This is a genomic window from Stieleria sp., assembly GCF_041595215.1.
Classification (GTDB): domain Bacteria; phylum Planctomycetota; class Planctomycetia; order Pirellulales; family Pirellulaceae; genus Stieleria; species Stieleria magnilauensis.
Genome location: NZ_JBFHKV010000065.1, coordinates 1 through 15,125, shown reverse-complemented (window position 1 = coordinate 15,125; position 15,125 = coordinate 1). Strand labels below are relative to the sequence as shown.

At 60.2% G+C, this 15,125-nt stretch carries 12 protein-coding genes; 4 read left to right on the top strand and 8 right to left on the bottom strand.

What is annotated here, in order from left to right; translation table 11 throughout:
* The first annotated feature begins 401 nt into the window (after positions 1 to 401).
* The 3 genes from ABX749_RS04420 to ABX749_RS04410 all read left to right on the top strand — a co-directional run bounded on the left by ABX749_RS04420 (position 402) and on the right by ABX749_RS04410 (position 4,949).
* Entirely contained in the window at positions 402 to 2,108 is a 1,707-nt protein-coding gene (locus tag ABX749_RS04420) for a site-specific DNA-methyltransferase (RefSeq protein ID WP_372894929.1), read from the top strand.
* Between the two features lie 170 nt (positions 2,109 to 2,278).
* A complete protein-coding gene (locus ABX749_RS04415) occupies positions 2,279 to 2,959 on the top strand; it encodes a hypothetical protein (RefSeq protein WP_372894928.1) in 681 nt (226 codons plus the stop codon).
* Positions 2,960 to 3,095: 136 nt separating this feature from the next.
* Positions 3,096 to 4,949, top strand: coding sequence for a hypothetical protein (locus ABX749_RS04410; protein ID WP_372894927.1), 1,854 nt, complete (start codon positions 3,096 to 3,098; stop codon positions 4,947 to 4,949).
* A 55-nt stretch (positions 4,950 to 5,004) separates the two neighbouring features.
* Here the strand turns inward: ABX749_RS04410 and ABX749_RS04405 are convergent, their stop codons facing one another.
* From ABX749_RS04405 to smpB, 5 genes are all read right to left on the bottom strand, one after another.
* Positions 5,005 to 6,222 carry a hypothetical protein gene (locus ABX749_RS04405; protein ID WP_372894926.1) on the bottom strand — a complete coding sequence of 406 codons (1,218 nt, stop codon included), beginning with the start codon at positions 6,220 to 6,222 and terminating at the stop codon, positions 5,005 to 5,007.
* A 233-nt stretch (positions 6,223 to 6,455) separates the two neighbouring features.
* A complete protein-coding gene (locus tag ABX749_RS04400) occupies positions 6,456 to 7,832 on the bottom strand; it encodes a TCR/Tet family MFS transporter (RefSeq protein ID WP_372894925.1) in 1,377 nt (458 codons plus the stop codon).
* Positions 7,833 to 7,931: 99 nt separating this feature from the next.
* Positions 7,932 to 9,296: an ABC transporter permease gene (locus ABX749_RS04395; RefSeq protein WP_372894924.1), complete on the bottom strand. Its 1,365-nt coding sequence runs from the start codon at positions 9,294 to 9,296 to the stop codon at positions 7,932 to 7,934.
* Positions 9,297 to 9,377: 81 nt separating this feature from the next.
* The gene (locus tag ABX749_RS04390) at positions 9,378 to 10,082 is read right to left on the bottom strand and encodes an ABC transporter ATP-binding protein (RefSeq protein WP_372894923.1); all 705 of its coding nucleotides are present in this window, start codon (positions 10,080 to 10,082) and stop codon (positions 9,378 to 9,380) included.
* A 166-nt stretch (positions 10,083 to 10,248) separates the two neighbouring features.
* A complete protein-coding gene (gene smpB, locus ABX749_RS04385; RefSeq protein WP_095740379.1) occupies positions 10,249 to 10,758 on the bottom strand; it encodes an SsrA-binding protein SmpB in 510 nt (169 codons plus the stop codon).
* Positions 10,759 to 10,874: 116 nt separating this feature from the next.
* On the opposite strand from smpB, the gene lipA reads away from it, so the two are divergent.
* Positions 10,875 to 11,795 (top strand): lipoyl synthase, encoded by a 921-nt coding sequence (gene lipA / locus ABX749_RS04380; RefSeq protein ID WP_145221022.1) that lies wholly within the window; start codon positions 10,875 to 10,877, stop codon positions 11,793 to 11,795.
* Positions 11,796 to 12,018: 223 nt separating this feature from the next.
* On the opposite strand, the gene ABX749_RS04375 is transcribed toward lipA, so the two are convergent.
* From ABX749_RS04375 to ABX749_RS04365, 3 genes are all read right to left on the bottom strand, one after another.
* Positions 12,019 to 13,188, bottom strand: a complete 1,170-nt coding sequence (locus ABX749_RS04375) for an FG-GAP repeat domain-containing protein (RefSeq protein WP_372894922.1) — start codon at positions 13,186 to 13,188, stop codon at positions 12,019 to 12,021.
* A gap of 51 nt (positions 13,189 to 13,239) precedes the next feature.
* Positions 13,240 to 14,550, bottom strand: coding sequence for an ABC transporter permease (locus ABX749_RS04370; RefSeq protein WP_145221028.1), 1,311 nt, complete (start codon positions 14,548 to 14,550; stop codon positions 13,240 to 13,242).
* Positions 14,547 to 15,125, bottom strand: a 579-nt coding sequence (locus tag ABX749_RS04365; RefSeq protein ID WP_372894921.1) for an efflux RND transporter periplasmic adaptor subunit, incomplete at its 5' end; no start/stop codon positions are given. The genes ABX749_RS04365 and ABX749_RS04370, both read right to left, overlap by 4 nt.

Genomic DNA, 15,125 nt, shown 5'->3' with positions numbered 1-15,125 from the left:
CTGGAAATCCGCCATCTGATCCGCCGCCAAAGCGGCCACTACGTCTGCCGAATCTGACGTGACGTAAGCTTCCAGCTTGCGACTCCCCGCCGACTTGCGGACGAACGCTGGGTGCTGATGGGGTCGCTGTGAAGCATTGATTCCCTGCGTTTTACGAGGTGTTAGCGGCAGGGCGCAATCCCTCCGGTTCCTCATCGTTGCCGAAACACCGGAGGGCTCGCGCCCTACCGCTAAGAAATACTTCACCGCGTTAGCTGATGGGGTCGCAAGCTGAAGCTTGCGTGGACGCAAGCTGGAAGCTTACGCCACTTGGAGGCTTGCGCTACTGGCGCGAGGGGCTTTAAAATCGTAGACTTGGCGTGCTGCCGTCCGCGACCGATTGCCACCATCCTTGGAAACCCATGCCCGAGACGACCACCGCAACGCTCTCTGCCAATCAAATCCACCAAGGCGACTGCATCGAAAAACTGGCCCAGATCCAGCAGGGCACGATCGATCTTGTCTTTGCCGATCCGCCGTTCAACATCGGTTACTCCTACGACGTCTACGACGACCAGCAGTCTCACACCGATTACTTGGACTTTTGCCGTGACTGGATCAGCGGTGTTCACCAGGCACTCAAACCGGACGGCTCGTTCTGGTTGGCGATCGGTGACGAATACGCCGCGGAGCTGAAGTTGCTGTCCCAGGACATCGGGTTCTCCTGCCGCTCCTGGATCATCTGGTACTACACCTTCGGTGTGAATTGCGTCCGCGGATTCAGTCGCTCGCACACCCATTTGTTTCACTTCGTCAAAGACCCCGAACAGTTCACCTTCAACGGCGACAACCCGACGGTGCGAGTTCCTTCGGCGCGGCAACTGGTCTATGCCGACGCGCGGGCCAACACCCGGGGACGACTGCCAGACAACACCTGGATCTTGCGTCCCCAAGATGCTCCCCAGTTGGGTTTCAGTCCCTCGCACGACACCTGGTACTTTGCCCGCGTCGCCGGGACCTTCAAAGAGCGCGAAGGCTTTCATGGGTGCCAAATGCCCGAGCAGTTGCTCGGCCGAATCATCCGCGTCTCCAGCAACCCCGGCGACCTCGTGCTGGACCCCTTCGGCGGCAGCGGCACGACGCTGGTGGTCGCCAAGAAACTGGGACGTCGGTTCATGGGGATCGAACTCTCCGAAGACTACGCCGCGCGGATCAACGAACGATTATCGGTATGCAGCGCCGGCGATCCGCTGGACGGCCCGGCCGATCCGATCAAGAGTGCACCGACGACGTCCAAGGGGAAACAACGCACGGAATTTCGCAACGGACGCCCGGTGATTCCACTGGACGAACAAAACGAACGCGTCATCCAAGCCGCGTTTGCGGACGTTTCGAAAAACCATAGCGCCGAGGAACTGCTGTTCGATCCGATCCGCAACGCACTGTTCGTTCGCTACTGCAAAGACGCCAAACTGCTCGGCGACGCGCGCACCTGGAACGAGTTCCTGTTGCAGCTTTCGCGCGAGGAACGGCTGGTCGGTGAAGGCAAACACAAAAAGGTTTCGCTGAAGACGATCCTGCCGTGCTGCGACGCCGCCGAGATCGCGTTTCAAATGCTTTCGGTCGACTACGCAATGGACTTGGAACAGATCCTTTGCACACCCGATGCGGCCGCGGAGTTCGATCAAATTGCCCAAGCGTTCGGCGACGGCCATTCGGAAATCGCGGCCCGCGAGGCGATCTGGCACTTCCGGCGCATCGCGACCAACAGCAAAATCACCCGTGCGGCCAAGAAACGTGCCGAGGAGTTTGCCAAGCAAGACGCCCCCGCCGCTGAATCCATCGATGCCTATCTGGACGGCTGTGGCGACGAACCGGTCGCCGGCGTGTACGCGATCTCCGACCCCGAATCCATCTTGTACCTCGGCCAAACGACCGATATCGCGGCGCGACTGAAACAGATTCGCGTCAGTGACGGATGGAACAAATTCGAACCGACCGAAGTCCAGGTTTGGCCGATCGAGGATGCCAAAGAAGCGCTCGTGTCTCGCTGCTTGTTGGTCACGCGGTACAAACCCTGGCTGAACGCCCATTTCTTGCATCAACCGATCGCGACTACACTCTTCTAGTGCTCCATCTTCAAGGTCTTCGTCCACTTGATTCTGGACAGCGCACCAAGAACAGCGCAGCAGGGACAGCGTTGGCACCGTCGGCCTCGGCTGCGGGAGCGTGCCGTCTGGCGCGAGGGTTCGCCGTCGGTTCGTGTTGATTATTTTTCGGGACAAACGTCGTTTCAGCCATGGCTTCGCAACGCGATCAGCAGATTCCTCTTGAAGCCACCCGCGGCATGCTGGTGGTGATGGTCGTCGTCATGGGTGTCGCCTGGTTCGGCGCCACCGGCGGTCGGCCGGGCGGTCGCGACGGGCAACGGCAGAGCGACGCCTTCGGGTCCTGGACGACGCCCGACATCATGCCGATCCACGACAAGACGGTGGAATCCCAAGAATTGGGGCTGCGGATCGAAGCGGCCGAAGGGTTTTTGTTTTTCCTGTTGGACCATCCCGATGACGGACAGGGCCCGTCGACGATTTCGTTTATCAATCGCAAGGCGTCGATCCTGGGGCAGATCAAAACCTTTGACCCCGCCACGTCGACCTGGCCGCCCACCGCAGCGGATTTCCCACCCTCGGTGCACCTCGACCTGGGCGACGAAAACGCGACCGAACCGGCGGTGTTGCGGGTCGGGGCGAGCGACGATTTTCAGCTGCAGGTGCAAACGATCCTTTACGACAACGCCACGATTGACTGGGCCTCACCACGCAAAAGCTCCGCTTGGCCACTGCGGGTCCACATCGGCAAATGCGCCTTAGGTCAACGGACATTGCTCGTTTCGGTGTACGAAATGGACGCCCAAACCCCGTCGCCGGACTACCAGCAGGGACCGATTGCCGTCCTGGCCGGGGCACTGGGACCGCTGTAAGGCAACTTGCCGGCGATCCGAGGGTGTTTTTTTTCCCAACTCGCCTAACTCCACCTGCAAATCCTTCGCCCTTTCACTATCTTCGCATCTGTATCGCACTTCCCGACCGCCGGTCCACCGTCAACTTGGATGTATCATGACACGACCAAGCCTTCGCGTCCTTGCTTCGCTCGGCCTCTGGGTCGTCGCGCTGCTGAACGCCTCGCCTGCTCAATCGCTCTCCGAACAGATTGCCGAAGCGGCTCGGCAGTCGGCCGATCGACTCGATCCGAGCCGAATCGCCAGCCCGGATTCCAGCGCCGCCGAATTCCAAGCGGCGATTGATCAGCTGCGGGCCCACCTGGCCAAAACCGCAACCGGCGCCAACGCCCAGGCCTGGATCGACTACCTGGAAATCGAACCGGCCCTGCAGGCGCTGCAGTCCGAAGCCAGCGATGTCGAAATGGCCGGCAAAGCCATCCGCATCTCACAGAAGGCCACCGGAATCCATCCGGGACTTGAGGTTCCCGCGGTCCGACGCCTGCGCAGCACCGCCCAGCGATTCAGCGACGCGCTGCGGTTTCGCCGCAAAGAGAGAACGACCGCCTTGCTGGCACAACTGCTCAGCCGCACCGCCGACCAGTGGACCGAGATCAGCGGAAACCCGTCGCCGGACCAGATCGCGACGTTGCGGTTGCTGCTGGAACTGCTCGAGCGGACCGATCAATCGGTCGCCCTGGTCGATCGCACACAAAACCTGTTCTCGTCGACCAATCTTCATCTGACGATCGACGAATCCTTGATCCAGCGGGCCGCCAATCGCCGAGTCGACCAATCCTCGGCGGTGCGCGAATGCATTCTCGGCACGCGAATCGTCGGCAACGCGTTTTTAACCGGCGACGTGACCACCTCGCTCTTGCCCTCGGTCGGCAGCATTCGCCTGCAGATCGCGCTCAACGGAACCGTCACCACGGCCAACCGGGGATACAACGGCCCGGTTCGGTTGCGGACGTCCGGCTATGGACAAGTGTACGCATCGCGACTGCTGCAGATCCGTGAATCGGGCATCCAGTTCGAACCGGTCGTCGTCTCGGGATCGATCAACAACCGCATCACTTCGATCGAGCATCCGCTGCGATTGGTCCGACGCATCGCGCAGAAAAAAGCCGCCCAGCAAAAGCCGCTCGCCGATCGAATCGCTCATCGCAAATTCATCTCGCGGATGACCGAAGAATTCACGAAAGAAACCGACTCGGCCATCCCCCAGCCGACTCGCAATCTGGCCGCCGAGATGGAAGCGTACCTGCAACGCTTGGACTTGGCCGAACCGACTCGCACCATCGGCTCGACCGAACATTCGATCTATCTGTTCGCGACGATCCGCAAGAACAACCAGCTCGCCGCACCGACGCCGCCGCCGGCGATCACCGAGACCAACGACGCGACGGTCCAAATCCATGAATCCCTGATCGACAACACCGTCGGCGCGCTGCTGGCCGGCCGCACGATGACGCGAAGCGAATTGCAACAACTGGCCAGCAAAACAAAACGCGGCGCTGAAATCCAGGCCGCCGCGGAAGACGAAGAAGAAGAACCCGAATTCGAGATCGACTTTCACGACAGCCGGCCAATCATCTTTGAAGCACGCGACGGAAAACTGCGGATCGGCATCCAGGGGACACGCTTCGCGCAAGGTTCTCGCGAGCTGAAACGATTGCTGGAAATCGTTGCGGTCTATGAACCGACCACCACCGAGTCGGGTGAAGTGGTGTTGCAACGCGTCGGCGAAACCGAAATCAACTTCCCCGGCACGAAACGCTTGAGTGTCGGGCAAGCCGGTTTGCGGGGATCGATCAAGAAAGGATTCGCCAAAGCGTTCCCGGAAACCTTGATGGACCGGCCCTGGATCATCCCGGCCGACGTCCAAGTCCCGGCGCTTCAGGGTCTGAATTTCCGGCCCCGCAGCTTCGACGCCCGCGACGGCTGGCTCACCCTCGGCGTCAGCTCCTGATACCAAGTGGCGTAAGCTTCCAGCTTGCGAAATCCGTTGCGATAGCAACGAAATCCTAAATCTCTTCGTCCACGAAGATCACATGACGAAAGTAGTTTTGTGACTCGAAGCTTGCCCCGAGCGCGCCGATCAGCAACCCGACCGAGCCACTGAACACGGCCATTTGCACGTAGTCGGCAAACGTCACGTCGCTGCCGGCCAACTGCGACGAAGCCGCCCAGCTGGCGATCAAGGGTGTGTCGAACAAAAACAGACCGACGATCGCCCCGAGCAAGAACAGCGCGAGCCAGGTGACCGCCATCCCCATCAACACGATCCCGAACGCGGATGCGGCGGTGACGACCGATTGCTCGGTCCTGGTCTGGCTGCGACGAAGCAATAATTGTTGCCGCGTGATCACGTACACGGTGGTCGCGAGTAACGCAAACACACCGAGGCCGTGAACGCGAGCCCACGATTGTGAGAGCGCCAAATCCCACGCCTCGGCGGTCATCAGCAGCACGGCGACCGTCGAGACCGAGGCCAAGGTGAGTCGGCTCAGTCGGCGGGGGAACTGCCAGGCTCGCGCGGCCCAGATCGCTTGGGCGATTTCGCGGCGGTTGATCCAGGTCGCACGTATGGCAAACATCGAATTGCTCATCGCTCGCCCAGAACCTTCTTCCAAACGTTGATCGGCAACTTCCGCCAACGCCTCCGCCTGACGCGCCGTCTGGTCGTCATCCACCAAGCCCATCACATCCAGGTCCTTCGCCGTGGCGGGATGATAGAGCAGGTGATCCGGCCGGTCGTCACGCGGCAAACCGAGCAGGTGCGCCAGAGAGTGCTGCATCAAGCGGGACACACGCAAGGCGATCTGGTCGATCCGTGCCTGCGCCGAAAGGTCCACGCCGGCCGCTTGTGGATCAACCAGCGACACCGAAATCACGGCCGCATCAAGCGGTCGGCTGAGCGCGGCAAAGCAGAACGAGGAATAAATACCGATCAACTCGGACGCCGTGATCACGAACACAAAATCCCAGTGCTTTGCATCGCGGTCTTCGGTGGCTTGTTGCAGCAAGACACTCGGCTCGACCCGGCTTCCGGCGGACAGTTCGGGTCGCCGCACGCTGAAGAATTGAAACAGAAACGCGGGGAACCGTTGCTTCAATTCCTCCTGGGTCATCAAGACGGCCTGCTGCATCGCTTCACGGTCGATCTCGTCAAACGGACCGGCGGCTACGACCCCGATTTCAATTTTCGTCGATGTGGCGGCGGGAAGTGACTCTGTTGGCATCACCCAATAAACTCCGAGCTGCGGACTCAAACGAATCGACGAGTGTAAAAATGCAAACGAAACGAACCGGCAACGGTTTGGGGCCCGTAGGCTCGCGCCAAACGGCTGATCATCGTTTGACATCAGCCGGTTCGCGCCAACGCGAGCGGCCTGCTCATTGATCTTAACTTAGCTGGACCCCAGGCCCTCCGTTTGCGAGAAGCGTCTCAGGCGGTCGTCTTTTCCAGTTCCCTCTAATGCTCGATCGGCACCGGCACCTCCTCCGGCGTGTCTCGGTTCGCGGTTTCGGGATACTTTCGGAACACGGCGATCGCTAAGAGGAAGGCGACAAAAATCAAAATGCCGCCCAACAAGAATGGGGCACCGGCAAACTGGAACGGGGCGATGTCGCTGGTGAAGTAACCGAACAGCCCGCTGGTGAACACGATCGGAGCGGCGATGCTGGTCAGTCCTTGCAGCGACGTCAGCGCCCCTTGCACTTCACCCTGTTCGGTTTCATCGACCGTCTTGGTGATCAAGCTTTGAATGGTCGGCCCGGCCAATCCACCCAGTGCACCGACCGCCGCGATCACCGGCAACATCCAAGCGGCGGTGGCAAAGGCGTAGCCCAAGAACGACACTGCGGAGATCACCGTCGCGATCAACAACACGTTGCGTTCGCCGAATCGTTTGACGATCGGACGCACCAACCCGCCCTGCACGATGATCGCCAGAATCCCCACCCAGCCCAAGAACAAACCGACCGTCATCGCGGTCCAGTCGAAGCGAAATTCGGAGAACAGGACGAACACATTTTCCAACCCGCGTTGGGCAAACGCCTTGAGTAAAAACACAACCGCAAGCGCGGCGACCAGGGGATAGCGTCGCAGCGTTCCGACGGCACCGAGCGGCCGTGCGTTCTTGAGTGAAAACGCCCTGCGTTTCTCCGGCGGCAACGACTCCGGCAAGATGAAGTAGCCGTACAGCCAATTCACCAACGCCAGGCCCGCGGTGACAAAGAAGGGAACGCGGATGTCGATCGCGTCACCGAGCACACCGCCAAGCGGCGGACCGAACGTGAACCCCAGTCCGAACGCCGCACCGACGAGCCCGAAGTTGCGGGCCCGCGTGTCATCGTTGGAGATGTCGGCGATGTAGGCGTTGCCGACGGTGAAGCTGGCGCCGAAGACGCCCGAGATCAATCGGGCCAGAAACAACAACCACAAACTGTTGGCGAAGCCTTGAATCATGAAGTCGACGCCCAGGCCGAACAGCGCCACCAACAGAATCGGCCGCCGTCCGAATCGATCCGAAAGCCCGCCCAAGATCGGCGCGAAGAAAAACTGCATCGTCGCGTAGGAGGCCACGATCAGTCCGTAATACAGCGACGCGCCGGACTCATCCAATCCCGACAGTTCCTGGACCAGCGCGGGCAGCACCGGGATCACGATTCCGATTCCCAAGATGTCGATGAACAACGTCACCCAGATGAACAGCATCCCGGGCTGGCGCCGTTTGGGCGGGTCGACCGATCCGCCGTCGTGCGGCGGGGGTGAAGTGGGCGGGGTGGTGGCGGGGTCGGAAGCGAGTCGATCGTCGCCGGACGTTTCGTTCGGCTCTGGCTGATTCATGGAGTTTTTAGGGGAGGATGGTCAGACTGTCGTCGCACGGCCGATCTGTCCGGCCGGCGGCGATCGACTCGGCCACGCATGCTAATTGCTGCGCCGCCGCTACGCGGCAAGATTCGTACCGACGTCGGTCCGATAGGCACTCGCCGCGGGCAGGATCCCCGCCAGCGCGGCCAGAATCAGAACGAGCGGGAAAATGTACCACTCATAGGCGCTGGTCGTTAGTATCCCGACTTGGACCCCCGTCCGGTCCTCGATCAGGCCGCTGAACGCCCAGATCGAGGCATGTGCCAGAAACCATCCGGTCGTCGCGCCGATCACCGCGACCAAAAAACTCTCCAACAAAATCACCCCGGTCACCGTCCCGCGACGTGCCCCCAAGGCCCGCATCACCGCGATGTCGCGGCGGCGATCGTTCATCGAGTTGTAGATCGCCACCAGCACGCCGACCGCCGCCACCACACAGGTGATCAGGGTGATCACCAACAGCGCCGTCAGCAGGGGTCCGATGATGGCATTCATCAGCTTGGCGATTTCACCGACCGGTGCGGCCGCCTGACTCCGCAGACTCTCGTTGACTTGGTTCTCCAGCACCACGCCCATCATCGGCATCCCGGTGCGGACCAGAATCGAAGTGACTTCACGTTCCGGAATCGACAACGGCATGAACCCGTCGGGGTCCTCGGGCGCTTCGCTGGGCGGGACGATCGTTTCCTCCCCGGTCAGGGGCTTGGCGTGGTTTTCTTGCAGATAAAACCCTTCCATGTTGACAAACGCGGCGCGGTCGTTGGGCGTGCCGGTCGGCGCCAACACTCCGACGACCGTGAACTTTTTGCCGTGCCCCTTGCCTTCGGGATCGCCGTGCGTCGAACTGAACTGATCGCCGACGGACAAGTTCAGCTGCCCGGCGACGCGTGATCCGAGCACGGCTTCGAAGTACCCGTACTCCTCGGAGTGGGACACCAGCGCGCGGCCCTCGCGCATCTCAAAGGGCTCTTCCAGCGTCGGCCCGTGCCGCAGTTTTTCGAAGAAGTCCGGCGTGGTCCCGACGACACGAAAATCGCCCAGGTAATCGCCCAGCGCCAACGGGATGGCATAACCGCCACCGATCATCGGCACATAGACGCCGTCACGCTCACCGAGCGCCGGGTCGCCACCGTACTTGCGAACCATTTCGGCCCGCGTCTCGGCGTCGAAGTACTCCATGTATTCAGTGTACGGCAGGTTCTCGATCGGCTGGCTCAGGTAATAAACGCTGTTGAGCGTCAGCTGCAGCGCACTGCCTTTGGGACCGACGACCAGGTTGTATCCGACTTGTGCGTTACGCGAAAACGCTTCGGTCACGATCCCAAACACCGCCAGCACCATCACCACCAGCGCCACCCCGAGGGCCAACGAGATCGTCGTCAAGACACTTGAAAGCGATCGATAGCAGAAGTTTCGCCAAGCAATTCGGAGCAGCCACATGGTCAAGTTCTATGGGGGATGGCAGAGTGTGATTTGGTTGGATCCGCTGAGCGATGGAGGTGGATCATTCAGCGGCAGCACTTAGATCGTTTCAAAAATACGGTTGAGCTTGTCGAGGTGTTCCACTCGTTCAAACCGCTTGGTCACCTCCATCGAGTGCGTGACCATCATCAACGCGATGTTCTCATCACGGCAGGAACCGATGATCAAATCCAACACCGTATCGCTGCTGGCCGGATCGACGTTGGCGGTCGGTTCGTCGGCCAACAGCAACTTCGGTTTTCCGGCCAACGCCCGTGCGATCGCCACCCGCTGTTGCTGGCCGACGGAGAGTTGATTCGGACGGTAGGTCGCCCGATCGGCCAAGCCGACTTTGTCCAGCAGATCGTAGGCGCGATGGGTGTCGATCGCCCGGTTGCCGAACGCCATTCCCAACTGGATGTTTTCGATCGCGGAGAAGGCGGGCAACAGATTGAAGGTCTGGAAGACATAGCCGACGGTCGCGGCGCGACATCGATCACGTCCCTGTTCGGACAGCTTGGTCAACTCGATGCCGGCGACGCGAATGCTGCCCGAGTCGGGCGTCAGCAATCCGGCGATGAGATGCAACAGCGTGGTCTTGCCGCCGCCGCTCTGTCCGATCAGCGCCAGTTGCTCGCCGGCACGAATCGTCAGCTCGGGGATGTCCAGCACCGTCAGCTTGCCACCACCGGGCTGGTCAAACGTCTTGATCACATCGGTGATCTTCAGCACATCGGATGTGTTGGATGCGGTTTGTTCAGTCACAGTCGGATCGGTGTCATGAGGATCAAGTGGTGTAACCTTCCGGCTTTTAAGTGGGGTACGCTTCCAGCTTGCCACCCTACACAGGCTTCCAGCCTGTCGCGGTGGGAGAGGCTTCCAGCCTGTCCAACCGAGTGCTGCAAAGGCAAGCTGGAAGCGTACCCCACGGTTAGCCCCGTCCGCGCATCGCTCGCTGCAACCCTCGGTCGGAGTCTCGTTTTTTGAGTGTCTCTCGTTTGTCGTGAAGTTTCTTGCCCTTGACCAGCCCCATCACACATTTGGCCAAGCCCCGATCGTTGAAATAAACGCGCAACGGGATCAGCGTCAGCCCCCGCTCGTGGGCCCGTCCGGCGAACTTGTCGAACTCGCGGGCGTGGATCAGCAATTTCCGGGGGCGGCGCGGGTCGTGGTTCCACATCCCGGCGTTGTTGTAATGGGCGATGTCTGCGCCGATCAGCCACAGTTCGCGATCCTTGACACGGATGTGGGCTTCGTCGAGCGACAATTTGCCCTCCCGCATCGATTTGACTTCGCTGCCCATCAGCATCAATCCGCACTCGAGCGAGTCCAAAATCTCGTAACGATGGCGGGCTTTGCGGTTTTCCGAGACCATCGTGAAGCCCGAGTCGGATTTCTTGTTTGCCGCTGCGCCTTTCTTTTTTGATTTTTTCTTGGCCATGGTGGGGGGATTGTATCCGGACTCGAGACGATAGCCATTGCCCTTCAGACAGACTCACTACAATACGAGCCCCGAAAGGGTTCACTTCGTCCACGCGTCTCTCCCCCTGTCCGTCCATGGCCTTTCGATTACCCGTCGTCGCAGATCCTGAAATTCCCGCCGGAACCGCTCTCAGCGGCAGCGGCCGATTGCCCCGCTGGCTCAAGCGTCCCATCCCCAAGAGCAACGCGAACCATATGACCGAGGGGCTGTTGGAGGAGTTGAAGCTGGAAACGGTTTGCGACAACGCCAAATGCCCCAACCGGATGGAATGCTACAGCCAGCAAACCGCGACCTTCATGATCCTCGGGAACGTCTGCACGCGACCGTGTGGATTCTGCGCGGTCCACCGGGGACGTCCGCCGGAATTGCCCGAATCAGATGAACCCGATCGCGTCGCCGAAGCCGCCGCCCGACTGGGGCTGAAACATGTCGTCATCACCAGCGTCACGCGGGACGACCTCCCCGACGGAGGTGCCGACCACTTTTATCGCTGCGTCGTCGCCGTCCGCGAGCGATGTGGTGCGACGACCGAAGTTCTGACGCCGGACTTCGTCGCCTGCAAAGACGCCTTGGAACGCGTCATCCAAGCCAAGCCGACGGTGTTCAACCACAACATGGAAACGGTTCCGCGACTGTACCGCCGCGTGCGTGGCCCCAAGAGTGATTACCGCTGGACGCTGGGCATGATGCGAAAGGTCAAAGAATACGACGCCGATGTCAAAACCAAGAGCGGCTTGATGCTCGGACTCGGTGAAGAACGCGGCGAACTGTTGGACGCCCTGGCCGACCTGCGCGAGTACGACGTCGACTTCCTGACCCTCGGTCAATACTTGCAGCCGGGTGAAAAATATCTGCCCGTGGTGCGTTACGTGCCGCCGGAAGAATTCGAAGAACTGGGCGAGATCGCCAAGAGCATGGGGTTCAAAAAAGTCGCCAGCGGCCCCTTCGTCCGCAGCAGCTATCACGCCCGCGACATGGCCGAAACCGACGTCTGACTCTCCAACAACGAGCGGGAACAAGGCGTAAGGGTCAAAAAATGGGTTGGTCAAAAAATCCCCTGAGTCGACACCTGCCGAGGCCTTACGGCCGCGCGTGCCTTTCGATCGCAAAGCGTCACCAAGAACTCAAACGCACGCCATTTTTTGACCAACCCATTTTTTGACCAACTCATCCTTCCAGCTTCATTAAGAAAGGTTGGCATGGAGCCTGCAGATCGTCTCACCGCAACGGGTTTTCATACCAGACCACGTTGTTGCTGCCGCGTCCGGCGTTGAGTAGATCTGCGTCGCCATCGCCGTCCATGTCGACCGATCGCAGGTCGTAACTCTGCTGGCCGGTGTCGACGGTGTGCTGGGCAAAATTTCCGAGTCCGTCGTTTTCATACCACATCACGCGCTCGCTGCCGTAGCCGCACGTCGCCACGTCCGAGTCGCCGTCTTGATCGAAATCCGCGACCGTCAGACTGTGCGGAAACTCAATCTCGGTATCGATGTCGCGAATCTTCCAGCTGGGATTTTCAAACCACAGCACGCCCATACCGTGTCCGCGTGACGCCACCCAATCGACTTTGCCATCGCCGTTGACATCAGCCGGCAGAATGTTGGTCGCGGCGGTTTGATTTTCGGCCAACACGACTTTCTCCCAAGCGCCATCGATCTGCTTGCCGCCCGGGTGCTTCCAGAACGCAAACCAGTTGCCGTCGGCGAACGGTTTGCCTTTCGCGCCGACCGCGATTTCTTTCCAGCCGTCGCCATCGATGTCACCGGCACCCATGTAATGGCTACCACCTCGCGCGTCACCATCGGCGAACACATGGCGCACCCACGACGCTGCGGTCTTGGGGTTTTCGGGACGACTGAACCAGGCCATCGAATCACCCAGTCCTTTTTCCGGTTCAAAGTTATTGATCACTAAATCGTCACGACCATCGTTGTCGATGTCGGATCGCAGCAGACAATGGATCCCGGTGATCTGGTTGTCGATCGGTCGGGCCGTCCATGGACCTTGTGTCGCCGTCGCCGGGCCGGGATTTTCCAGCCAAAACGGATGAGCGTTGGCGAGCGTGCCCGCCCAGTCCAAGTCGCCGTCGCCGTCGGCATCGATGGGAGCGGAGTGAATGCACGCCCCGCGACCGTCGAATCGATGGAGCACGATTTCTTGTTCCCAACCCGGCGCGATGAACAAACTGACCATGCCGTTGGCACTGGCAATCACGTCCAGCAAACCGTCGCCGCTGACGTCGATCGCGATCGCGGTGTTGCAATGCCCCTGCTCGGTGACCACATGCTTCTTCCAAGGACCGAGGTCCGCGGCAAACGAGAACGTTGTCGTGGTGGCAACCAGGATGGCGGCCAGAGAGGGCCGAATGAACGTGGGCAGGCGTGTCATGTCTTGCGTTCGGTTGAGCGAAAGAAGGTGGTGAAAAGCTGGATGGGTTCGTCACTCATGTCGCAGAGCTTCGATTGGATTCATCATGGCGGCTCGGCGGGCGGGATAGAGCCCAAAAATCAGTCCGGTCCCCAGGGAGATGAACAACGACAACCCGATCGACCACGGCGCGATCCGCGGCTCAAGCGTGTAAATGATCGGCGGCAAGGCGTCGGGAGAGATCGCGGTCACCGCAGCGCGGATGGCACGAAACAGTGGGCCGCACATCAGCCCACACAACACGCCCAGCAATCCGCCGGTACCGGTCAGCACCAACGTCTCGGTCAAGAACTGTTGAATGATGTCCCGGCGTTTGGCGCCGATTGCGCGCCGAATTCCGATCTCGCGCGTCCGCTCAGTCACTGTGGCCAACATGATGTTCATGATACCGATGCCACCGACCAGCAGCGAGATTCCGGCGATGATCACCAGCAGGATATTGAACATCGCACGGGTCCGCGCGGCTTGAGCCAGTAGCTCTTTGGGGACGACCACGGCATAGTCTTCCGTCTTGTGAAACTTCTTGAGCAGCGATTCAATGATCGCCGCCGTTTCATCCACGTTGTCGACATCATCGACGCTGACCGTGATCTGACTCAGCTCGACGATCTCACCGGTAAACTGTTGCCCGGAGCTGCGGGTCAACACCCGATCGCCGATGCGATCACGAAACGTCTGCAGCGGGATATAGGCGTCCAAGTTGTAATCGCGGGCATCCAAGCTTCCGCCGATCGCCGCCGACGCGGTTCGCGGTTTGGTTTGTCCGATGACGATGTAAAACTCACTGCCGACCCAGATCGATTTGCCCAGCGGGTTTTGGTACCGAAACAATCGCGTCGCGGTCTGGTCGGCCAGCACGACGACTTTTTTGCCGCGATCACGCGGGGTCAACCACCGCCCCCGGGCGATTTCCAATTGGTTCATCTGCAAGTGTTCTTCGCTACAGCCAACCAATTTGGCGTCGGCCGAACGGTTTTCCACTCGCAATTCCATCCTGGTCTCACGCATCGGAATCGCGTCACTGATCCCTGGAATGGTGGCGACGATTCGCTCGTGGTCTTTTCTCAGCAAGCCAAATTTTTTGACCCGGCTGTTCGCGTTGTCTTCGGACGAATTCGGTTCGACCGATCGGACGATGATGTTCTTGGCGCCCAGTTCCAAGATTTGTTCTTGGGCGCGATGGCTGACCCCTTCGCCCATCGCGACCAACCAGATCACCGTGGTGGTTCCGATGAAGATCCCCAGCGCCGCCAACCCGGCGCGCATCTTCTGCAGCAGCAGACTCTTCACGCCGGTCGAGATCGTGCGCAGCAGGGTGTTCATGGCTTCGTCTCGTCGATCGTGCTGAGCGCGGCCCGTTGAGCCTGGTCGACGAACGACAACGGATTGAGCACGACTTCCTCGCCTTCGCGGAGTCCTTCTTCGACGATGATGAAGACATCGTTGCTGTCACCGAGCGTGATCACACGACGCTGCGGTTTGCCGTCGACCATGACCCAGCACAGTGTTTCGGTCTCCGTCTCCAGAACGGCCGAGACGGGAACGGTCAGCACGTCTTGGTAGTCAGCCATCACGACTTCAACCTCTGCACTCATGCCCGGCTTGAGCCCCGCGATCGATGGCAGCTGAATGATGCAGTCATATTTGACGATGTTACCGGTCCACCAACCCGTCGGCTGCGCCACCGAAGCGACCGAATAGACGGTCGCGTCCATTTCCAGATCAGGCAAACTCACGGTGGCATCCATGCCGGGCTCGATGCGGTCGACGACGGATTCATGGACGCCGACTTTGACTTGCATTTTGGACAAGTTGGGCATCAGCATCAGGACCTGGTCTTTGTGCACCGTTGCGCCTTCGGCGATGTCCGGAGAATTTTTCCAAGCGGCGGCTGAAGG